At 71.2% G+C, this 21,875-nt stretch carries 17 protein-coding genes; 10 read left to right on the top strand and 7 right to left on the bottom strand.

All coding sequences use genetic code 11. The annotated features are described in order from the left end of the window. Nucleotides 1-25: 25 nt before the first annotated feature. Both ACIBKX_RS05515 and ACIBKX_RS05510 read right to left on the bottom strand, forming a co-directional pair. Entirely contained in the window at nucleotides 26-973 is a 948-nt protein-coding gene (locus tag ACIBKX_RS05515) for a bifunctional helix-turn-helix transcriptional regulator/GNAT family N-acetyltransferase (RefSeq protein WP_363271828.1), read from the bottom strand. Between the two features lie 205 nt (nucleotides 974-1,178). Beyond that, complete coding sequence (locus ACIBKX_RS05510) at nucleotides 1,179-2,237, bottom strand: LacI family DNA-binding transcriptional regulator (RefSeq protein ID WP_363271827.1); 1,059 nt, start codon at nucleotides 2,235-2,237, stop codon at nucleotides 1,179-1,181. Between the two features lie 137 nt (nucleotides 2,238-2,374). Here ACIBKX_RS05510 and ACIBKX_RS05505 point away from each other — a divergent pair, with 137 nt between their 5' ends. The 5 genes from ACIBKX_RS05505 (at nucleotide 2,375) to ACIBKX_RS05485 (ending at nucleotide 9,594) form a co-directional block, all read left to right on the top strand. Continuing rightward, nucleotides 2,375-3,550, top strand: a complete 1,176-nt coding sequence (locus ACIBKX_RS05505; protein ID WP_363271826.1) for a Gfo/Idh/MocA family oxidoreductase — start codon at nucleotides 2,375-2,377, stop codon at nucleotides 3,548-3,550. Further along, nucleotides 3,547-4,653 (top strand): dihydrodipicolinate synthase family protein, encoded by a 1,107-nt coding sequence (locus ACIBKX_RS05500; RefSeq protein ID WP_363271825.1) that lies wholly within the window; start codon nucleotides 3,547-3,549, stop codon nucleotides 4,651-4,653. The genes ACIBKX_RS05505 and ACIBKX_RS05500 overlap by 4 nt, the downstream gene beginning before the upstream one ends. Then, on the top strand, nucleotides 4,650-5,480 hold the full coding sequence (locus ACIBKX_RS05495) for a sugar phosphate isomerase/epimerase family protein (protein ID WP_363271824.1): 831 nt from the start codon (nucleotides 4,650-4,652) through the stop codon (nucleotides 5,478-5,480). Before ACIBKX_RS05500 ends, ACIBKX_RS05495 begins: the two co-directional genes overlap by 4 nt. A 336-nt stretch (nucleotides 5,481-5,816) precedes the next feature. Continuing rightward, on the top strand, nucleotides 5,817-8,123 hold the full coding sequence (locus ACIBKX_RS05490) for an ATP-dependent RecD-like DNA helicase (protein WP_363271823.1): 2,307 nt from the start codon (nucleotides 5,817-5,819) through the stop codon (nucleotides 8,121-8,123). A 181-nt stretch (nucleotides 8,124-8,304) separates the two neighbouring features. Next, on the top strand, nucleotides 8,305-9,594 hold the full coding sequence (locus ACIBKX_RS05485) for a citrate synthase (RefSeq protein WP_363271822.1): 1,290 nt from the start codon (nucleotides 8,305-8,307) through the stop codon (nucleotides 9,592-9,594). Nucleotides 9,595-10,068: 474 nt separating this feature from the next. Here the strand turns inward: ACIBKX_RS05485 and ACIBKX_RS05480 are convergent, their stop codons facing one another. The 5 genes from ACIBKX_RS05480 to ACIBKX_RS05460 form a co-directional block, all read right to left on the bottom strand. Further along, nucleotides 10,069-12,312, bottom strand: a complete 2,244-nt coding sequence (locus ACIBKX_RS05480) for a heavy metal translocating P-type ATPase (RefSeq protein WP_363271821.1) — start codon at nucleotides 12,310-12,312, stop codon at nucleotides 10,069-10,071. A 99-nt stretch (nucleotides 12,313-12,411) separates the two neighbouring features. Next, the gene (locus ACIBKX_RS05475) at nucleotides 12,412-12,738 is read right to left on the bottom strand and encodes a heavy-metal-associated domain-containing protein (protein WP_363271820.1); all 327 of its coding nucleotides are present in this window, start codon (nucleotides 12,736-12,738) and stop codon (nucleotides 12,412-12,414) included. Nucleotides 12,739-12,902: 164 nt separating this feature from the next. Next, entirely contained in the window at nucleotides 12,903-13,100 is a 198-nt protein-coding gene (locus ACIBKX_RS05470) for a MarR family transcriptional regulator (RefSeq protein ID WP_363271819.1), read from the bottom strand. A gap of 497 nt (nucleotides 13,101-13,597) precedes the next feature. Further along, complete coding sequence (locus ACIBKX_RS05465) at nucleotides 13,598-14,569, bottom strand: helix-turn-helix domain-containing protein (RefSeq protein ID WP_363271818.1); 972 nt, start codon at nucleotides 14,567-14,569, stop codon at nucleotides 13,598-13,600. A 12-nt stretch (nucleotides 14,570-14,581) separates the two neighbouring features. Next, a complete protein-coding gene (locus tag ACIBKX_RS05460; RefSeq protein ID WP_363271817.1) occupies nucleotides 14,582-15,481 on the bottom strand; it encodes a sugar phosphate isomerase/epimerase in 900 nt (299 codons plus the stop codon). 172 nt (nucleotides 15,482-15,653) lie between these two features. On the opposite strand from ACIBKX_RS05460, the gene iolC reads away from it, so the two are divergent. The 5 genes from iolC to mmsA are packed head-to-tail and all read left to right on the top strand — an operon-like array spanning nucleotide 15,654 to nucleotide 21,804. Continuing rightward, entirely contained in the window at nucleotides 15,654-16,583 is a 930-nt protein-coding gene (gene iolC, locus ACIBKX_RS05455) for a 5-dehydro-2-deoxygluconokinase (RefSeq protein WP_363272045.1), read from the top strand. Beyond that, nucleotides 16,580-17,479 carry a deoxyribose-phosphate aldolase gene (locus tag ACIBKX_RS05450; protein WP_363271816.1) on the top strand — a complete coding sequence of 300 codons (900 nt, stop codon included), beginning with the start codon at nucleotides 16,580-16,582 and terminating at the stop codon, nucleotides 17,477-17,479. The genes iolC and ACIBKX_RS05450 overlap by 4 nt, the downstream gene beginning before the upstream one ends. A gap of 9 nt (nucleotides 17,480-17,488) precedes the next feature. Then, a complete protein-coding gene (gene iolB / locus ACIBKX_RS05445; protein WP_363271815.1) occupies nucleotides 17,489-18,304 on the top strand; it encodes a 5-deoxy-glucuronate isomerase in 816 nt (271 codons plus the stop codon). A gap of 16 nt (nucleotides 18,305-18,320) precedes the next feature. Beyond that, a complete protein-coding gene (gene iolD, locus ACIBKX_RS05440) occupies nucleotides 18,321-20,246 on the top strand; it encodes a 3D-(3,5/4)-trihydroxycyclohexane-1,2-dione acylhydrolase (decyclizing) (RefSeq protein WP_363271814.1) in 1,926 nt (641 codons plus the stop codon). Between the two features lie 55 nt (nucleotides 20,247-20,301). Continuing rightward, on the top strand, nucleotides 20,302-21,804 hold the full coding sequence (gene mmsA, locus ACIBKX_RS05435) for a CoA-acylating methylmalonate-semialdehyde dehydrogenase (RefSeq protein ID WP_363271813.1): 1,503 nt from the start codon (nucleotides 20,302-20,304) through the stop codon (nucleotides 21,802-21,804). Nucleotides 21,805-21,875: the final 71 nt, after the last annotated feature.

Below are 21,875 nucleotides of genomic sequence, written 5' to 3'. Positions count from 1 at the left end.
CTCATGCCGGAGACCTGGACACATCTCACGCCGGTGAGCCCAGATGCAGCCGCCAGTCCTGCCCGACGAGGTCCGCGCCGAACGAGCGGTGCGGCTTCTCGGCGAGGAGGACGAAGCCGTGCCGCTGATAGATGCCGCGGGCCGCGCTCAGCACGTCATTGGTCCACAGAACCAGCTCGCGATAGCCGACGCCCCGCGCGAACTCGACGCAGGCGGCGACCAGTTGGTCCCCGATGCCGTGCCCCCGCGCGTCCGGTTCGACGAGCAGCAGCCGAAGCCGCGCCGTCCCCGGCGCCTCGTCCCGTACGCACATCACGCATCCCACGGGCCGCCCCTCCAGCTCGGCGATCCACACCCGCTCCAGATGCGGGTCGTGATCCTCCGCGAAGTCGGCGACGATCCGGGCGACCAGACCTTCGTAGTCGGCGTTCCACCCGAACTCGGCGGCGTACAGCGCGGCGTTGCGCTGCACGATCCACCCGAGATCCCCGGCCCCGGGCTCCCGCAGTACCGCCCGCGCGGCCTCTTCGCCTTGGTCCCGCGCCAGGATCTCCCGCACGGTCCGCATCGCCTCCGCGAGCCGGGGCCGCTCGCCCGCCGGGACGGTCGAAAGCAGCGAACCGACGGCCTCCCTCGACCGCTCGTCGAGCAGATCCGCGGCCTCCCGCCCCTTCGCGGTGAGCGTGATGCGCTGACGCCGCGGATCCCGCTCGGACGGCGCCCGCTCGACCAGCCCGCCCTTCTCGAACTTGCCGAGCAGACGGCTCAAGTACCCGGCGTCAAGCGAGAGTTCGGCCCGCAGATCGGCGGCGTCGGTGCGGGGCGAGTGGGCGAGTTCGTAGAGCACACGGGACTCGGTGAGGGTGTACGGCACGTACAGATGGCGGCTGTAGTCGAGCGCGCCGATGAGGTTCGTGTAGAAGCGGTTGAAGGCGCGGATCTCTTGGACGGGCGCATCGGAGGCGTACGGCATCGCGGATCACTCCGGAGGTCATCTGGGCACATCACCTTTGACTGAGTCAACGGTACGCCGCGCCTCCCATGACCGCCATGCCCGCGGGAGGTCAGTCCAGGTCGCCGGCCTTGGGGAACCCGTCGGTCGCGATGGTGATGTCACGCCCGGCGAGCGGCGGGACCAGGTTCTGGCCGAAGGGGACCGCCACCTCGTCCGCCAGGCCTCACCGACACGGCGGCGCAGTGGACCCCCGCACCATCAGCTCCGCCCCGATCGTCGCCACGCCCCCCGGCGGCGGCTCCTCCGAACCCGTGGCCAGGCGACCCGCTCGGGCGCCCGCCTCGTGGAGCGGGAGGCGGACCGTCGTCAGGGCCGGGACCGCGTCCACCGAGAAGGGGAGGTCGTCGAAGCCCGCCACCGAGATGTCCTGCGGGATGCGCAGGCCGCGGTCGCGCAGGGCCGCCGACGCGCCGAGGGCCACCGTGTCGTTGGCGGCCACGATCGCCGTCAAGTCGGGGGAGCGGCGCAGGAGTTCGACCGTGGCCTCGTAGCCGGACTGGCGGGTGTAGGGGCCGTGGACGGTCAGGGCGGTCTGGTCGCCGTGGTCCCTCCCGGACGCCGCGAGCGCCTCCCGGTGGCCCTCCAGGCGGTGGCGGGTCGTCGTCCGTTCCGCCGGGCCCGCCACGTAGCCGATCCTGCGGTGTCCCAGGGTCAGCAGGTGCTCGGTCAGGCGCCGGCCGCCGCTTCGGTTGTCGAAGGTGAGGGTGGCGAGCGCCGCGTCCGTGTCCGCGAGCGGCGGCCTGCCGCACAGCACGATCCGGGTGCCCGCGTCCGCGAGGCGCGTCAGCTTGGCCGACATCGCCGCCGCGTGGGCCGGGTCCTCCAGCGCGCCGCCGGTCAGGATGACCGCCGCGGCCCGCTGCCGCTGCAGCAGGGTGAGGTAGGTCAGCTCGCGCTCCGGGGAGCCCCCGGTGTTGCAGACCACCGCCATCCGCTCGCCGCCCGCACGCCCGCCGGGCCCGCCGATCTCGGACTGGACCGCGCCCGCCATGATCCCGAAGAACGGGTCGGCGATGTCGTTCACAAGGATGCCGACCAGGTCGGAGGTGGCCGCGGCGAGCGCGCTCGCGGGCCCGTTGAGGACGTAGTCGAGGTCGTCGACCGCCCGCAGGACGCGCTCCCGAGTGGCCGCGGCCACCGGGTAGTTGCCGTTCAGCACGCGGGAGACGGTCGCGGGGGAGACCTGGGCGCGGGCCGCCACGTCCGCCAGGGTCACGGTCATCTCGTCGTCCTCCGGTCGCTGCGCTGGTCCGAAAGTCCGAAGCCCTTGTCCGAACCTTGTGCGGCAGGCTAGCTTCTCCCTGGATAGAAAGCGCTTGCTATGTTAGCTATGCGCCTAGTGCGTACGGAGGGACTTCTGTGACTCGTAAGACGGTGCGCATCGCCATGAACGGTGTGACGGGACGCATGGGCTACCGCCAGCACCTGGTCCGCTCGCTCCTCGCCCTGCGCGAACAGGGCGGCCTCCCCCTGGGTGACGCCGACGGCACGGTGCTGTGGCCCGAGCCCGTCCTCGTGGGCCGCAGAGAGCACGCACTGCGGGAGATCGCCGTGCGGCACGGACTCGACCCGGAAGCGGCGGTCTCGACGGACCTCTCGGCGGTCCTCGCCGACCCCACCATCGACATCTACTTCGACGCCCAGGTCACCTCCGCGCGCGAGGACGCCATCAAGCGGGCCATCGCGGCGGGCAAGCACGTCTACACCGAGAAGCCGACCGCCACCGGCCTGGCCGGCGCCCTCGAACTCGCCGCCCTCGCCAAGGCCGCCGGCATCAAGCACGGCGTCGTACAGGACAAGCTCTTTCTGCCGGGCCTGCTGAAGCTGAAACGCCTGGTGGACGGCGGCTTCTTCGGCCGAATCCTGTCCATCAGGGGCGAGTTCGGCTACTGGGTCTTCGAGGGCGACTGGCAGAGCGCCCAGCGCCCGTCCTGGAACTACCGCACCGAGGACGGCGGCGGCATCGTCGTCGACATGTTCCCGCACTGGGAGTACGTCCTGCACGAGCTGTTCGGCCGCGTCCGCAGCGTCCAGGCACTCGCCGCCACCCACATCCCGCAGCGCTGGGACGAACAGGGCAAGCCCTACGACGCCACCGCCGACGACGCCGCGTACGGCATCTTCGAGCTGGAGGGCGGCGCGATCGCGCAGATCAACTCCTCCTGGGCGGTCCGCGTCAACCGCGACGAACTCGTCGAGTTCCAGGTCGACGGCACTGAGGGCTCGGCGGTCGCGGGCCTGCGCAACTGCCGCGTACAGCACCGCGCCGCGACCCCCAAGCCGGTCTGGAACCCGGACCTGCCCGCCACCCACACCTTCCGCGAGCAGTGGCAGGAGGTCCCCGACAACCAGGGCCCCGACGGGTACGACAACGGCTTCAAGGCCCAGTGGGAGCTGTTCCTGAAGCACGTCTACGCCGACGCGCCCTACCACTGGGACCTGCACGCCGGCGCACGCGGCGTGCAACTCGCCGAGCTGGGCCTCAAGTCCTCCGCCGAGGGCCGCCGCATCGACGTACCGGAGATCGCCCAGTGAGCCCGGACGCCCCCCGGCCGCCCCGGCCGCCCCTCACCTCCCGCACCGTCTTCTCCGCGGCCCACGTCGTCGCGGACCCCCGCGCCGACGTCTCCCCGGACTCCCCGGCGGCCGTCGACTGGGACGCCACGCTCGCCTTCCGCCGCCACCTGTGGGCGCAGGGCCTGGGCGTGGCCGAGGCGATGGACACAGCACAGCGCGGTATGGGCCTGGACTGGACGGGCGCGGCGGAACTGATCCGGCGCTCGGCGGCCGAGGCGAAGGCGGTGGGCGGCAAGATCGCCTGCGGCGTCGGCACCGATCAACTGACGGGCCCGGCGGACCTGTTCACGGTCCGTGCCGCGTACGAGGAGCAGCTGGCCCTCGTCGAGTCGGCCGGATCCCAGGTGATCCTGATGGCATCGCGGGCCCTCGCGGCGGCCGCGAAGTCGCCGGAGGACTACCTGGAGACGTACGGCGAACTGCTGCGGCAGGCGAGCGAACCGGTGATCCTGCACTGGCTCGGCCCGATGTTCGACCCGGCGCTCGACGGCTACTGGGGAAGCGCCGGCCTGGACGCGGCGACGGAGACCTTCCTGGAGATCATCAAGGCGCACCCCGACAAGGTGGACGGCATCAAGATCTCCCTGCTCGACCCCGGGCGCGAGATCGCCCTGCGCCGCCGCCTCCCGGACGGCGTCCGCTGCTACACGGGCGACGACTTCCACTACCCCGAACTGATCGCGGGCGACGAGCAGGGCTTCAGCCACGCGCTCCTCGGCATCTTCGACCCCCTCGCGCCCTTGGCGGCGCAGGCGGTGCGCGCGCTGGACACCGGGGACACGAAGGCCTTCCGCGCCGTCCTGGACCCCACGGTCGAGCTCTCCCGGCACCTCTTCGAGGCGCCCACCCGCTTCTACAAGACGGGCGTGGTCTTCCTGGCGTGGCTCGCGGGCCACCAGGAGCACTTCACGATGGTGGGCGGGCTGCAGTCGGCGCGTTCGCTGCCACATCTCGTCCGGGCGTATGAACTGGCGGGCGGCCTGGGACTCTTCCCGGATCCGGACCTCGCCGAGTCGCGGATGAATTCCCTGATCGCCGTCTACGGAGGAGGCCGCCGATGAGCGAGGCCTTGGCCCGCTTCTCCATCAACCAGATGACGGTCAAGCAGCTGTCACTGCCGGAACTGGTCGCGGCGTGCGGCGACTTGGGCATCTCCGGAGTGGGCCTGTGGCGCGAGCCCGTCCAGGCCTACGGGGTCGAGAAGACCGCCGAGCTGGTACGGGACGCGGGGCTGACCGTGACCACGCTCTGCCGGGGCGGCTTCCTCACCGCCGTCGACCCCCACGCGCGCGTGGCGGCCGTCGACGACAACAGGGCGGCGATCGACGAGGCGGCGGCGCTGGGCACGGAGACGCTGGTGCTGGTCTCCGGAGGGCTGCCCGCCGGGTCGAGGGATCTGCGGGGCGCGCGGGAGCGGATCGCCGACGGGCTCGCGGAACTCGCCCCGTACGCGGCGTCTCGGGGCGTGCGGCTCGCGATCGAGCCGCTGCACCCGATGTTCGCCTCGGACCGCTGCGTGGTGTCCACGCTGACCCAGGCACTCGACCTGGCCGAGCGGTTCCCCGCCTCGCAGGTGGGGGTGTGTGTCGACACGTACCACGTCTGGTGGGACGACCGGGCGCCCGCGGAGATCGCGCGGGCGGGGGCCGGCGGCCGACTGCACGCGTTCCAACTGGCCGACTGGGTCACGCCGCTGCCACAGGGCGTGCTGAACGGGCGGGGGCAGCTGGGGGACGGGGCGGTGGACTTCACGGAGTGGCGGGGTTACATGGAGGAGGCCGGGTACGCCGGTCCTGTCGAGGTCGAGCTGTTCAACGAGGAGCTCTGGGCCCGCGACGGGCGGGAGCTGCTCTCCGAGACGGTGCAGCGGTACGCCGCCCACGGGTGAGGCCTGCTCGCGGGTGCGCCCTTCCTGCGGGGTGAGCCCTGCTCACTGCGGGCGACAGGGGGGGCTTCGAGGGGGGGACTCAACCGAGGGGAAATTCGTCCGCCGAGGGGAAATTCGTCCGCACCTCCCGTGCAACCCTTCCCACCCTTTGCGGGTCGTACTTGGTGTCAGAGCTTCCGCAGGGGGGATCCGGGGGGATCCGGGGGGATTCGCGGAGGGTCTGTCGGGGAGGGGAGACCCGAGGGGGCCCGGTCGCAGACCGGGCCCCCTCGGGTCTTCAGGGCAAGTTGTCCACAGGCTTTCCGCGCTGTCAGTGGGCGGCGGTAGCGTCGGACCATGTCGAGTCCCACAGGAGTCGCGGCGCGGGCCGCTGTGGTGGAGGGGGTCCTGGAGCGGATCACCTACGCCAACGAGGAGAACGGGTACACGGTCGCGCGGGTCGACACCGGCCGCGGCGGCGGCGACCTGCTCACCGTCGTCGGTTCGCTGCTCGGCGCCCAGGTGGGCGAGTCGCTCCGGATGGAGGGGCGCTGGGGCTCCCACCCGCAGTACGGCAAGCAGTTCACGGTCGAGAACTACACGACGGTCCTGCCGGCCACGATCCAGGGCATCCGCCGCTATCTAGGCTCGGGCCTGATCAAGGGCATCGGCCCCGTCATGGCCGACCGCATCACCACCCACTTCGGCGTGGACACCCTCGATGTCATCGAGACCGAGCCCAAGCGCCTCGTGGAAGTCCCCGGCCTCGGCCCCAAGCGCACGAAGATGATCGCCGCGGCCTGGGAGGAGCAGAAGGCCATCAAGGAGGTCATGGTCTTCCTCCAGGGAGTCGGGGTCTCCACCTCCATCGCGGTGCGGATCTACAAGAAGTACGGCGACTCCTCCATCTCCGTCGTGAAGAACGAGCCCTATCGCCTCGCCGCCGACGTCTGGGGCATCGGATTCCTCACCGCCGACCGCATCGCCCAGTCCGTCGGCATCCCGCACGACAGCCCGGAACGCGTCAAGGCAGGCCTCCAGTACGCACTCTCGCAATCCACCGACCAGGGCAACTGCTATCTCCCCGAAGAGCGCCTCATCGCGGACGCGGTGAAGCTGCTCCAGGTCGACACGGGCCTGGTCATCGACTGCCTCGCGGAGCTGGCGGGCGACGAGGAGGGCGTCGTACGGGAGACGGTGCCGGGCGGTCCCGACGGCGAGGAGGAGGTCACCGCCGTCTACCTGATCCCCTTCCACCGGGCCGAACTCTCCCTCTCCGCCCAGCTCCTGCGCCTCCTGAGGACCACGGACGACCGCATGCCCGGCTTCCGGGACGTGGACTGGGGCAAGGCCCTGACCTGGCTGGCCGGCCGCACCGGCGCCGAGCTGGCCCCCGAGCAGGAGTCGGCCGTCAAGCTCGCGCTGACCCGGAAGGTGGCCGTCCTGACCGGCGGCCCCGGCTGCGGAAAGTCCTTCACGGTCCGCTCGATCGTGGAGCTGGCCCGCGCCAAGAAGGCGAAGGTCGTGCTCGCGGCGCCCACGGGCCGCGCGGCCAAGCGCCTCGCCGAGCTGACCGGGGCCGAGGCGTCCACCGTCCACCGCCTCCTGGAACTGAAGCCGGGCGGGGACGCCGCGTACGACAAGGACCGGCCGCTCGACGCGGACCTGGTGGTCGTCGACGAGGCGTCCATGCTGGACCTCCTCCTCGCCAACAAGCTGGTGAAGGCGGTGGCGCCCGGCGCGCATCTGCTCTTCGTGGGCGACGTGGACCAGCTGCCGAGCGTCGGCGCGGGCGAGGTCCTGCGGGACATGCTCGGCGACGGGAGCCCCGTCCCCGCGGTCCGGCTGACCCGCATCTTCCGCCAGGCCCAGCAGTCCGGAGTGGTGACCAACGCCCACCGGATCAACTCCGGGCTGCCGCCCGTCACCCAGGGGCTCGGCGACTTCTTCCTCTTCGTCGAAGAGGAGACGGAGGACGCGGGGCGGCTCACGGTGGACGTGGCGGCGCGCCGCATCCCGGCGAAGTTCGGCCTCGACCCGCGGCGCGACGTCCAGGTGCTCGCGCCGATGCACCGCGGCCCGGCAGGCGCGGGGAATCTGAACGGGCTGCTCCAACAGGCCATCACGCCCAGCAGACCGGACGTCCCGGAGAAGCGGTTCGGCGGCCGGGTCTTCCGGGTCGGCGACAAGGTCACGCAGATCCGCAACAACTACGAGAAGGGGCAGAACGGCGTCTTCAATGGCACCGTCGGAGTGGTGACCGCGCTCGACATCGACGAGCAGCGGCTCACGGTCCTGACCGACGAGGACGAGGAGATTCCGTACGAATTCGACGAGCTGGACGAGCTGGCGCACGCGTACGCCGTGACCATCCACCGCTCGCAGGGCAGCGAGTATCCGGCGGTGGTGATCCCGGTGACCACGGGCGCCTGGATGATGCTGCAACGGAATCTGCTCTATACGGCCGTGACGCGTGCCAAGAGGCTGGTCGTCCTGGTCGGTTCGCGCAAGGCTCTGGGACAGGCGGTACGGACGGTCTCGGCGGGCAGACGCTGTACGGCCCTGGGTTTCCGGCTCGCCGGAGGCCGGGGAAGTACCCCTGGACCAACCCCCGGATTCACCCCTGGTTCCACCCCCGGAAATTTTGATCGATCAAACGAGTAGGAAAGGTCACACAGCACTTCCGCAAGCCGGGCGAACGGGGCAGGATGAGCAGGTTGGCGGCACTGAGTGCCGCCATTAGGCCCAATGGTCGACCCCGAGTGCACTCTCCAGGGCCAAATGGGGGATGGTAGAGACAGTCAGGGCACCTCGAAGAAGAGGCACAACGTCGGTGAGGGATGACGTGAGCGACAACTCTGTAGTACTGCGGTACGGCGATGGCGAGTACACCTACCCGGTGATCGATTCGACCGTCGGCGACAAGGGCTTCGACATCGGGAAGCTCCGCGCCCAGACCGGTCTGGTGACCCTGGACAGCGGCTATGGCAACACCGCCGCCTATAAATCCGCCATCACCTATCTCGACGGTGAGCAGGGGATCCTCCGGTACCGCGGCTACCCGATCGAGCAGCTGGCCGAGCGCTCCACCTTCCTCGAGGTGGCGTACCTGCTGATCAACGGCGAGCTGCCGAAGGTCGACGAGCTTTCCACCTTCCGCAACGAGATCACGCAGCACACCCTGCTGCACGAGGACGTCAAGCGGTTCTACGACGGCTTCCCGCGTGACGCCCACCCGATGGCGATGCTGTCGTCCGTGGTCAGCGCGCTGTCGACGTTCTACCAGGACAGCCACAACCCGTTCGACGAGAAGCAGCGTCACCTCTCGACGATCCGCCTTCTCGCCAAGCTTCCGACGATCGCGGCGTACGCGTACAAGAAGTCCGTGGGCCACCCGGTCGTCTACCCGAGCAACAACCTCGGCTACGTCGAGAACTTCCTGCGCATGACGTTCTCCGTGCCCGCCGCGGACTACGAGCTCGACCCGGTCGTCGTCTCCGCGCTGGACAAGCTGCTCATCCTGCACGCGGACCACGAGCAGAACTGTTCGACCTCCACCGTGCGTCTGGTGGGCTCCTCGCAGGCGAACATGTTCGCCTCGATCTCCGCCGGCATCTCCGCCCTGTGGGGCCCGCTGCACGGTGGCGCCAACCAGTCCGTCCTGGAGATGCTCGAGGGCATCAAGGCGGACGGCGGCGACGTCGACACCTTCATCCGCAAGGTGAAGAACAAGGAAGACGGCGTGAAGCTCATGGGCTTCGGGCACCGCGTCTACAAGAACTTCGACCCCCGGGCGAAGATCATCAAGGCGGCGGCGCACGACGTCCTCTCGGCCCTCGGCAAGTCCGACGAGCTGCTCGACATCGCCCTCAAGCTGGAGGAGCACGCGCTGGCCGACGACTACTTCGTCGAGCGCAAGCTCTACCCGAACGTGGACTTCTACACGGGCCTCATCTACCGCGCGATGGGCTTCCCGACCGAGATGTTCACCGTGCTGTTCGCGCTGGGCCGCCTGCCGGGCTGGATCGCGCAGTGGCACGAGATGATCAAGGAGCCGGGTTCCCGCATCGGCCGCCCGCGCCAGATCTACACCGGCGAGGTTCTCCGGGACTTCGTCCCGGTCGAGGGTCGCTGACCCTCGGGCTCACAGCCCAAGCGAAGGCGCACCAAGCGAAAAGCGCCCCGCCGCCGATCCCCCCACGGGTCGACGGTCGGGGCGCTTTCCTTTTTCCCGGTTCGGATTCCCCCCACGGGATCCGGCCGGGCGTCTGTGGCAGCGCGCCAGCGCTTCGTGCTGCGAACTGCCGGGACCCGCACCTACCGGGAGGGCCGCTCAAGCTCCCCGGTGGACGTGCCCCGGCCAACGCTTCCCCCGGCCTCGCGGCCGGGGTTTTCCCCTTCAGGAACATCCCCCAAGATGTCCCCGATGTCTAGAGACGTCCCCCAAGACGTCCCTGGCATCGCACTCTTAGACTCGCGAGCCCCCCCAATGGTTACGTTCAGATCTATGTGATCTGCGTCTCTTGCATATGTCCCGAACTGATGCAAGAGCCCCGATATGCCGATCGGGACTCAGACGTGAGAATGCTGCGGACGGGATGTGAAGAGGCTATGTAAACGTCCTCAGGCGGAGGCTGTTGCTCACCACGAAGACCGACGAGAACGCCATCGCGGCACCCGCGATCATCGGGTTCAGCAGTCCGGCCGCCGCGAGCGGCAGCGCCGCCACGTTGTAGCCGAAGGCCCAGAAGAGATTGCCCTTGATCGTGGCGAGGGTCCTGCGGGAGAGCCTGATCGCGTCGGCCGCCGAGCGCAAGTCCCCGCGCACCAGCGTCAGATCGCTCGCCTCGATCGCCGCGTCCGTGCCCGTGCCCATCGCGAGGCCCAGATCGGCGGTGGCCAGCGCCGCCGCGTCGTTGACCCCGTCCCCGACCATCGCCACGACCCGGCCCTCGCCCCGCAACCGCCGTACGACATCGACCTTGTCCTCCGGCAGCACCTCGGCGTACACGGCGTCCGGTGCGATGCCGACGGCGTGCGCCACCGCCTCGGCGACGGCCCTGTTGTCACCCGTCAGGAGTACCGGCGTCAGACCGAGCGCCCGCAGCTCCCGCACCGCCTCGGCGCTGGTGTCCTTCACGGTGTCGGCGACGGTGAGGACACCGCGCGCCACGCCGTCCCAGGCGACCAGGACGGCCGTACGCCCCGACGCCTCGGCCCCGGCCCTGAACGCGGCCACCGACGCGAGCCCCGAGACCCCCGCCTCCGCGAGCAGCCGCTCCCGGCCGACGAGCACCTCGTGCCCCTCCACCGTGCCGCGCACGCCCGTCCCCGCGGCGTTCTCGAACCGCTCCGCAGCGGGCAGCTCCGCGACGCCGATGCCGAGCCGCGCGGCCGCGCCCGCCGCCACGGCCCGTGCCACCGGATGCTCGGAGGCATGCTCCAGGGCGCCCGCGAGCCGCAGCAGCTGCTTCTCGTCCGTGCCCTCTGCGGCGTACGCGTCGCGCAGTTCCATCCGGCCGGTCGTCACCGTCCCGGTCTTGTCCAGGACGACCGTGTCGACACGGTGCGTGGACTCCAGGACCTCCGGGCCCTTGATGAGGATGCCGAGCTGCGCGCCGCGCCCCGTGCCGACCATCAGGGCGGTCGGCGTCGCGAGGCCGAGCGCGCACGGGCAGGCGATGATCAGGACCGCGACGGCCGCGGTGAAGGCCGCGGTCGCGTCACCGGTCGCGCCGAGCCACGCCCCGAGCGTGCCCGCGGCTATCAGCAGCACCACCGGCACGAAGACCCCGGCGATCCGGTCGGCGAGCCGCTGCACCTGCGCCTTGCCGGTCTGCGCGTCCTCGACGAGCCGCGCCATCCTGGCCAGTTGGGTGTCGGCGCCGACACGGGTCGCCTCGACGACCAGCCGCCCCGAGACGTTCGTGGTCGCCCCGGTCACCGCGTCGCCCGCCGCGACGTCCACCGGCACGGACTCGCCGGTCAGCATCGAGGCGTCGACCGCGGAGTGCCCCTCGACGACGGTGCCGTCCGTCGCGACGGTCTCTCCGGGGCGTACGACGAAACGGTCGCCGACCACGAGCCGGGAGACCGGGACGCGCACCTCGCCGCCGTGCCGCAGCACGGCGGCGTCCTTGGCGCCCAGTTCGAGCAGCGCCCGCAGCGCGGCGCCCGCCTTCCGCTTCGAGCGGGCCTCCAGCCAGCGGCCGAGCAGGATGAACGTGATGACGCCCGAGGCGACCTCGAGATAGATCGTCGACGCCGCGTCGGCGCGCGACACCGTGAACTCGAAGGGGTGCCGCATCCCCGCCATCCCCGCGTCCCCGAGGAACAGCGCCCACAGCGACCAGCCGAACGCGGCCAGCGTGCCCACGGACACCAGCGTGTCCATCGTCGCCGCGCCGTGCCGCAGATTGGTGAACGCCGCCTTGTGGAAGGGCAGCCCGCCCCATACGACGACGGGCGCGGCCAGCGTCAGCGAGAGCCACTGCCAGTACTCGAACTGCAGCGAGGGGATCATGGCGAGCAGCACGACGGGCAGCGAGAGCAGCGCGGAGACGATGAGCCGCTGCCGCAGGGTGTCGGGCTCGGTGATGTCGGCGGTGGTGGGCCGGTCGGCTGCCTCGGGCTCAGGCGGCTCGGGGACGATCTCGCGCGCGGTGTAGCCGAGCTTCTCGACCGTCGCGACCAGCTGCGCGACCTCGGTCCCGGCCGGGTACGAGACTTTCGCCTTCTCCGTGGCGAGGTTGACCGAGGCGGTCACGCCCTCCATGCGGTTCAGCTTCTTCTCGATGCGGGCCGAGCAGGAGGCACAGGTCATGCCGCCGACGGCGAGTTCGACTTCGTTCATGGCTCTTTCGTACTACGGGGTGGTGTGGCTGCGGGGCGATGTGGCTGAGGGCCCTGTGGCGGACTCGCCACAGGGCCCGGGTACCCGGCCGGTCGTCGTTCAGGCGCCGGCGACACCGGTCAGCTCGTAGCCCGCCTCGTCGACCGCGGCGCGCACCGCGGCCTCGTCGAGCGGGGCGTCCGAGATCACGGTCACCTTGCCGGTGGAGGCGACGGCCTTGACGGAGCTGACGCCGGCGATCTCCGAGATCTCGCTCGAGACGGCGCCCTCGCAGTGACCACAGGTCATGCCGGTCACGTCGTAGACGGTCGTCACGGCGCCCTGCGGCGTCTCGGCGGCGCCGCCGGAGTGGCAGGAACCGCTGGGGGAGCAGCAGGAGCCGGTGGCCTCGGTGTCGGCCTGCGGGAGCTCGGTCTGGGCGCTCATGTCGTTCTCCTCGGTGAGGGTGCGGCGTATGTGCGTGCGTATGCGACGTAATGTGCAGGAGGGGCCCCGGAGTCCCCGAGCACCTCCTGACACTCACTACTGTATACCCCTAGGGGGTACTTCTCAACGAGGGGTGGGTGCGGGCCCGCGGCCCGTGTCCGGCGTCAGTCCCTGCGTCCCCGGTTGCCGGGCCGCGCGGCGACCCAGGTGCGGATGGTGTCCGCGTACCAGTAGGGCTTGCCGCTCTCCACGTGGTCGGGGTCCGGCAGCAGGCCGTGCTTGCGGTAGGAACGCACGGTGTCGGGCTGCACCCGGATGTGTGCGGCGATCTCCTTGTACGACCAGAGCCTTCGGTCCGTCATCAGTGGCACCTCCCTGCGGGCGCCGCAGGAGCGGCTCTGGGGAGCCGTCGGGGGAGCTGCGGCGCGACGCTGGCGATCACTCAGCCTGTGCCCGGTGAACGACGCGGAGTGAGCGCAGGAGGGTGGCTGTCGTCTCCCTGTGACGGAAGACCCGCGTAGGCGCGACATGTGTGACAGGAAGAGGGTGTTTGTGACGTGTGTGATGCATCCAGGGGGCGCGTCCGCGTGGCGCGTTACCGGCGCACTGTTGCGGAGCGTGGACGGACACGGGGTGGGGGCCGCCCGCCGGGCCGACCTGCCGGCGGGCGGGCGAAGCGAGGTGGGCCGGGCCTGCTGCGCCAGGTCCGGCCCACCGGCTTCCCCGCAACCCCCGTGCCGCTCGGGCACCGAAGGGTTCCCCCTCGCCATGTGGCTCGAAGGCAACAGCCTGCCGTCGGCGCGGGCCGCGGGTATTGGAAAAATGCGCGGCGCACGGAGGTTGCGCGGCCCGCGGGGTTTCAGGGCAGGACGAGGCTCGTCGGCTGGTCCGCGATCCGGTCGGCCGACGGCGGGCCGCCGCGCGGCCGGGCGGTGCGCCGCACCGCGGCGAACTCGCGCGGCGTGCAGCCCGTCATCGCCTTGAACTCGCCGCTCAGATGCGACTGGTCGTAATAGCCGCAGACCGCCGCCGTCTCCGCCTGGGTGCGCCCCGCCGCGAGCAGCCGCCGCGCACGCTGGAGCCGCAGCACCCGGCCCGCGGCCTTTGGCCCGATGCCGATCCGCTCCCGGAAGCGGCTCTCCAACTGCCGTACGCTCCAGCCCACTTCATCGGCGATGTGCCCGACCGGGGCGGCGCCCCCGGTGCGCACCAGCTCGCCCCAGGCCCGCACCGTGCGCTCGCAGGGCGGCGGTCCCGCGGCGGACCAGCGGTCGAAGGCGTCGTCCAGGAGGGCGAACCGCGTGCTCCAGGAGGGCAACGCACCCAGCGCCGAGGCGAGTTCGGCGACGCTGCCCCAGCGGCCGGGCTCCGGGCGGACGCCGAGCGCGTCCGGATCGACGTTCAGGTCCGCCAGTTCGTGCAGTTCGTGCAGGGCCGTGCCGAAGAGGGTGAACGCGGCCCACGGGGCGAGCAGCACCTCGATGCCCGCGATGTCGCCGTCGTGCTCGCCGATCACCGGCGTCGTGCCGAGCCCCGAGAGCACCGAGACCAGCGACACGGACGCCTGCTCCTTTTCGGCGGAGTCAGCGGAGTCGGCAGAGTCAGCCAAGTCGGCCAAGTCGGGGAGTCCGGATATCCGCACCGGACGCGCGAAGCCGAGCATCAGCGTCACCGCGCCGATCGGCACCTCCAGCCTGCGCCGCGGCCTGCCCAGTGCCAGCCGGATCCCGCGGTAGCTGATGACCCCCGGCCGCAGCCGGGGGTGCGGGGCGGCGAGGGCCACCTCCCAACTGCCCAGGGGACAGCGCGCGTACCGGGTGCCCGAGGCCATCGGCGCCGGCCTCTAGGCGCCGCAGGAGCGCAGGAAGGAGCGGGTGCGGCGGGCGATCGGCAGCGGCCTGTCCGGCGGGCACGGGTACATGTCCTGCTCGACGATGGCGAACAGGTCCACGTCCAGCTTCTGGGCCGCCGCGAGCACCGGTTCGAGCGCGGGCACCCCGGTCGGCGGCTCGCACATCACGCCGCGCGCGACGGCGGGGCCGAACGGCAGCTCCTGCGCCCGCACTTCTGCGAGCACCGCCGGGTCGACCTGCTTGAGGTGCAGATAGCCGATGCGCTCGCCGTACGTCTCGATGAGTTCGACGCTGTCGCCGCCGCAGTAGGCGTAGTGCCCGGTGTCCAGGCAGAGCGAGACGAGGTCCGCGTCGGTCGCGTCGAGGAAACGGGTCACGTTCTCCTCGCTGTCGATGTGCGTGTCCGCGTGCGGATGGACGACGACCCGCAGCCCGTACCGCTCGCGCACCTCGTACGCCAGGCGCTCGGTCTGGACCGTGAGCTGACGCCACTGTTCGGACGTGAGCGTGCGGTCCTCCAGGACCTCGCCGGTCTTGTCGTCGCGCCAGAAGGAGGGGATGACGACCAGATGCCCGGCGCCCATCGCCTGCGCGAGGGAGGCGTTCTCGGCCACATGGGCCCAGGTCCTGTCCCAGACGGCGGGCCCGTGGTGCAGGCCCGTGAAGACCGTGCCCGCGGACACCTTGAGCCCGCGCTTGTGCGTCTCGGCGGTCAGCGTCGCCGGATCGGTGGGCAGATAGCCGTACGGACCCAGCTCGATCCACTCGTATCCGGACTCCGCGACCTCGTCCAGGAAGCGGCTCCAGGGGACCTGGGCGGGGTCCTCGGGGAACCACACGCCCCATGAGTCGGGTGCCGAGCCGATGCGGATGCGGGACAGCGTCGTCATGTCGGCAAGCTTTCAGGGCGGCGGAGAACAGTGTCAAGGAGTAGTCCGAATGTAAGGACAATGTGTTGACAGGGTTCGTGGGGCGGGATTAGACCTAGGGGTGGGCGACGCCGAGAGGGAGTGCAGGGTGACCGATCCGCACGACGAGACCGATCCGTACGACGTCATCACCATGGGCCGGATCGGCGTCGATCTCTACCCCCTCCAGGCCGGTGTGCCGCTCGCCGAGGTCAGCACGTTCGGCAAGTTCCTCGGCGGCTCGGCGTCCAACGTGGCCGTCGCGGCGGCGCGGCTCGGCCGCCGGGTCGCGGTGCTCACGCGGACCGGCGAGGACCCCTTCGGGGAGTATCTGCACCGGGCGCTGCGGGAGTTCGGGGTCGACGACCGGTGGGTGACGGGGGTCGCGGGCCTCCCCACGCCGGTCACCTTCTGCGAGGTCTTCCCGCCCGACGACTTCCCGCTCTACTTCTACCGGCAGCCGAAAGCGCCCGACCTGGAGATCCACGAGGCGGAACTCGACCTCGGTGCGATCACCGCCGCACGGGTGTTCTGGATGACGGGCACGGGGCTGAGCGCCGAGCCCAGCCGCTCGGCGACCCTGGCCGCGCTGGCCGCCAGGGCGCGGCGGGGCGTCACGGTCTTCGACCTGGACTGGCGGCCGATGTTCTGGACCGACCCGGCACAGGCCCGCCCCTTCTACGCCGAGGCCCTGCGGCACGCGACCGTCGCCGTCGGCAATCTCGACGAGGTCGAGGTCGCCACGGGGGAGCGCGAGCCGTACGCGGCGGCGCGGGCGCTGCTGGCGGCGGGGGTCGAGCTGGCCGTGGTGAAGCAGGGCCCCAAGGGGGTGCTCGCGATGGACCGCTCCGGGGAGAGCGCCGAGGTGCCGCCGCTGCCGGTGACGGTCCTGAACGGGCTCGGGGCGGGGGACGCGTTCGGCGGGGCCCTGTGCCATGGGGTGCTCGGGGGCTGGGAGTTGGAGCGGACCATGCGGTACGCCAACGCGGCGGGGGCGATCGTCGCCTCCCGCCTGGAGTGCTCGTCCGCCATGCCGTTCCCCGACGAGGTCGAGGCGGCGGTCGCGGCGGGGGCGGTGACGTGAGCCTTCCCGAGCCGCTGATCGATGTCGCGGAGCTCTCCCGTACGCGGGCGTCCCGGCCGGAGGCCATCGCGGAAGCCGCCGCCCGGCGCACCCGGCGGCCCCTTCTGGGTGACAGCGGGCGGCTGATGGTCGTCGCCGCCGATCACCCCGCGCGGGGCGCCCTCGCAGTGGGCGGACGTCCGCTCGCCATGGCCAACCGCGGGGACCTCCTGGAGCGGCTCTGCCTCGCGCTCTCGCGGCCCGGCGTCGACGGGGTGCTCGCCACCGCCGACATCCTCGAGGACCTGCTCCTGCTCGGCGCCCTCGACGGGAAGATCGCCATGGGGTCCATGAACCGGGGAGGGCTCGCGGGGGCCGCCTTCGAGCTGGACGACCGGTTCACGGGGTACCGCGCCGAGGACCTGGAGCGGCTCGGGTTCGACGCCGGGAAGCTGCTCCTGCGGGTCGACTACGAAGACCCCGGATCGCTCGCCACCATGGACGCCGCCGCCCGCGCCGTCGACGCGATGGCCGCGCGGAAGCTGCCCCTCTTCGTCGAGCCGTTCCTCTGCCGCCGCCCGGCGGACGGCGGACCGCCGCGCAACGATCTGAGCGCCGACGCGGTCACCACGTCCATCGCCATCGCGTCCGGTCTCGGCGGGACATCGGCGTACACCTGGCTGAAGGTCCCCGTCACCGAGAACCCGGACGACATGGCGCGGGTCATGGAGGCCTCCACGCTGCCCGCCGTGCTGCTCGGCGGCGACCTCGGGGACGACGGCGACGCCGCGTACGAGAAGTGGCGGGGCGCGCTCCAACTGCCCACCGTGCAGGGGCTCGTCGCGGGGCGCACGCTGCTCTACCCGGCGGACGGTGACGTGGCGGGCGCCGTCGACACCGCCGTCGGACTGCTGTAGGAGGACCACATGACGTACGTACCGAAGGGCAGCGCGATCGAGGGGCCGTACTCACTCGACCTCGACCACAAGCGGAGCGGACTGAACCATTCCGTCCTGCGGATCGTCGAACTGGAGCCCGGAGCCACCCACTCCTTCGCCACCGGAGAGAGTGAATGGATCGTGCTCCCGCTGACCGGCGGCTGTACGGTGCACGCGGAAGGCGGGATCATCGAACTGCTGGGCCGGGAGAGCGTGTTCAGCGGGGTCAGTGACTTCGCGTACGTGCCCCGTGACGCCCAGATCCAGATCGCCTCCGGCGCGGGAGGCCGCTTCGCCCTGGCAGGAGCGAAGTGCGAGCGTCGACTCCCCGCCCGCTACGGCTCCGCGCCGGAGGTCTCCGTCGAACGGCGGGGAAGCGGCAACTGCACCCGTGAGGTGCGCAACTTCGCGTCCGCCGACGCCTTCGACTGCGACCGGCTGATCGCGGTCGAGGTGATCACGCCGGGCGGCAACTGGTCCTCGTACCCGCCGCACAAGCACGACGAGCACCGGCCGGGCGTCGAGACCGAGCTCGAAGAGATCTACTACTTCGAGATCGAGGAGACACCGGACGGGCGCGCGGGGTTCGGCTACCAGCGGGTCTTCCCGTCCCGGCCCGGCGGCACCGACGTCCTCGCCGAGGTCAGGAGCGGTGACGCCGTCCTCGTACCCGACGGCTGGCACGGTCCTTCGATCGCCCAGCCGGGGCACGCCATGTACTACCTGAACGTGATGGCGGGACCGGGGCCCGAGCGGGAGTGGCGGATCTGCTTCCACCCCGATCACACGGAGGGGTACCGATGAACCCGGAGGGATACCGATGACCTCGACCCACCCGGTGCGGCTCAGCACCGCGCAGGCGCTCGTCCGCTTCCTGTCCCGGCAGTTCACCGAGCGGGACGGCCGGCGGCAGCGGCTCATCAACGCCACCTGGGGCATCTTCGGGCACGGGAACGTGGCGGGGATCGGCCAGGCGCTCGTCGAGTACGCCACTGTGCCTTCTGGGGGGACACCCCCCAGAAGCCCCGCGATGCCGTTCCACCAGGGCCGCAACGAACAGGCCATGGTGCACGCGGCCGTCGGGTACGCCCGTCAGTCGGGCCGGATGTCCACGCACGCGGTCACCACCTCCATCGGCCCCGGCGCCACCAACCTCGTCACCGGCGCCGCACTCGCGACCATCAACCATCTCCCGGTGCTCCTGCTGCCCGGCGACACCTTCGCGACCCGGCCCGCCGACCCGGTGCTCCAGCAGCTCGAAGTGCCGTACGCGGGCGATGTGTCCGTCAACGACTGTCTGCGCCCGGTGTCCAAGTACTTCGACCGGATCACCCGGCCCGAGGCCCTGATCCCGGCCGCGCTCGCCGCGATGCGGGTGCTCACCGACCCGGCCGCCACCGGCGCCGTCACGCTCGCCCTGCCGCAGGACGTGCAGGCGGAGGCGTACGACTGGCCCGAGGAGTTCTTCGCCGAGCGGACCTGGGCCGTCCGCCGCCAGGCGCCCGACCCGCGTGAACTGGCCGCCGCGGCACGGGCCGTACGGGACGCCACACGCCCCCTGATCGTCGCGGGCGGCGGAGTGCACCACAGCGCCGCCGAGGACGCGCTGCGGGAGCTCGCGGACGCCACCGGCATCCCGGTCGCCTCGACCCAGGCGGGCAAGGGCTCCCTGCGCTTCGACCACCCCGCGGACGTCGGCGGCATCGGGCACACCGGCACGGCGACCGCCGACGAACTGGCCTGCACCGCCGACCTGGTGATCGGCGTCGGCACCCGCTACAGCGACTTCACCACCGCATCCGGGACGCTCTTCGCGGCGCCCGGAGTCCGCTTCCTCAACCTCAACATCACGCCTTTCGACGGCCACAAGATGGCCGGCATGCCGCTGATCGCGGACGCTCGGGCCGGCCTGGAGGCCCTGACCGGAGCCCTCACCGGATACCGCGTCGCCGACGCGTACGCCGCCGAGTACACCGACGGCAAGGTCCGCTGGGAGCGGCTCGTCGACAAGGCCTTCGCGGTGTACGCGGCCGACGAACCCGACGCGCGGCCCACCCAGACCCAGGTCCTCGGCCTCCTCGACGAGCTGGTCACCGAGCGGGACGTGATCATCAATGCCGCGGGCTCGCTCCCCGGCGACCTGCACAAACTGTGGCGGACGCGGTCGCCGCGCCAGTACCACGTCGAGTACGGCTACTCCTGCATGGGATACGAGATCCCCGCCTCGATCGGCGTCGCGCTCGCCGCACCGGAGCGGCACGTCTGGGCGCTGGTCGGCGACGGGACGTATCTGATGATGCCCACGGAAATCGTCACGGCCGTCCAGGAGAACATTCCGGTCAAGGTGGTCATCCTGCAGAACCACGGGTACGCCTCCATCGGCGGCCTCTCCGAGTCCGTGGGCGGCGAGCGCTTCGGCACCGCCTACCGCTTCCGGGCGCCGGACGGGACGTACACGGGCGGTCCGCTGCCCGTCGACCTCGCGGCCAACGCGGCGTCGCTCGGGATGCGGGTGATCCGCGCCAAAACCGTCGGTGACCTGCGGGATGCCCTCGCCGAGGCGCGGGCGGCCGACGGTCCCACATGTGTCTACGTCGAGACGGAAACGGCAGACACAGTGTCGGGCCCTCCCCCGGCGCAGGCGTGGTGGGATGTGCCCGTGGCCGAGACGTCGACCCGACCGTCGGCGGTCAAGGCCCGAGAAGAGTACGACCGGCACGTCACAGCCCGACGCCGCCATCTGTGAGACCTGTGAGACCTGTGCGAGTGCCGACGCCAGCTGAGAGTAGGGATGCTTGATCATGACGAAGACCGTCAATCACTGGATCGGTGGGAAGACCGTCGAGGGTGCGTCGGGTACGTACGGTCCGGTGACCGACCCGGCGACCGGCGCCGTCACCACGCAGGTCGCCTTCGCGTCCGTCGACGAGGTGGACGCGGCCGTGGCCTCCGCGAAGGCGGCCTACGAGACGTGGGGCAAGTCGTCCCTCGCCAAGCGCACGGCGGTCCTCTTCACGTTCCGCGCGCTGCTCGACGCCAACCGTGACGCGATCGCCGAGCTGATCACCGCCGAGCACGGCAAGGTGCACTCGGACGCGCTCGGCGAGGTCGCGCGCGGCCTGGAGATCGTGGACCTGGCCTGCGGGATCACGGTGCAGCTGAAGGGCGAGCTGTCGACGGAGGTCGCCTCCCGCGTGGACGTCTCCTCGATCCGCCAGCCGCTCGGCGTCGTCGCGGGCATCACGCCGTTCAACTTCCCGGCGATGGTGCCGATGTGGATGTTCCCGCTGGCCATCGCCTGCGGCAACACCTTCGTGCTGAAGCCGTCGGAGAAGGACCCCTCGGCATCGATGAAGATCGCCGAGCTGCTTTCGGAAGCCGGGCTCCCGGACGGCGTCTTCAACGTCGTGCACGGCGACAAGGTGGCCGTGGACGCGCTCCTGGAGCACCCGGACGTGGCGGCGGTCTCCTTCGTGGGCTCGACGCCGATCGCCCGCTACATCCACACCACCGCCTCCGCCAACGGCAAGCGCGTCCAGGCGCTCGGCGGCGCCAAGAACCACATGCTGGTCCTGCCGGACGCCGACCTGGACGCGGCGGCGGACGCGGCCGTCTCCGCCGCGTACGGCTCCGCGGGCGAGCGCTGTATGGCGATCTCGGCGGTCGTCGCGGTCGGTTCGGTCGGCGACGAGCTGGTCGCCAAGATCAAGGAGCGCGCCGAGAAGATCAAGATCGGCCCGGGCAACGACCCGACCTCCGAGATGGGCCCGCTGATCACCGCCGCGCACCGCGACAAGGTCGCCTCGTATGTGACGGGGGCGGCGGCCGAGGGCTGCGAGGTCGTCCTCGACGGCACCGGCCACACCGTCGAGGGCCACGAGAACGGCCACTGGATCGGCCTCTCGCTCCTGGACCGCGTGCCGACGTCCGCGAAGGCCTACCAGGACGAGATCTTCGGTCCGGTCCTGTGCGTGCTCCGTGTCGACACCTACGAGGAGGGCGTGGCGCTCATGAACGCCTCGCCGTTCGGCAACGGCACGGCGATCTTCACGCGGGACGGCGGCGCGGCGCGGCGCTTCCAGCTGGAGATCGAGGCGGGCATGGTCGGCGTGAACGTCCCGATCCCGGTGCCGGTGGGTTACCACTCCTTCGGCGGCTGGAAGGACTCCCTCTTCGGCGACCACCACATCTACGGCAACGACGGCACGCACTTCTACACGCGCGGCAAGGTGATCACCACGCGCTGGCCGGACCCGTCGGACGCGCTGGCCGGGGTGGATCTGGGGTTCCCGCGTAACCACTGAGGGCTGTGCCCTTACCCCCGGGGAGGTAGCGCTTCCCGGGGGCTCGGGGATTTCGTACCGCAGGCGTGGTA

This window comes from Streptomyces sp. NPDC050658, assembly GCF_044457025.1.
GTDB lineage: Bacteria > Actinomycetota > Actinomycetes > Streptomycetales > Streptomycetaceae > Streptomyces.
The sequence above is the reverse complement of the archived record's forward strand: the minus strand, read 5'-3'. Positions and strand labels throughout refer to the sequence as shown.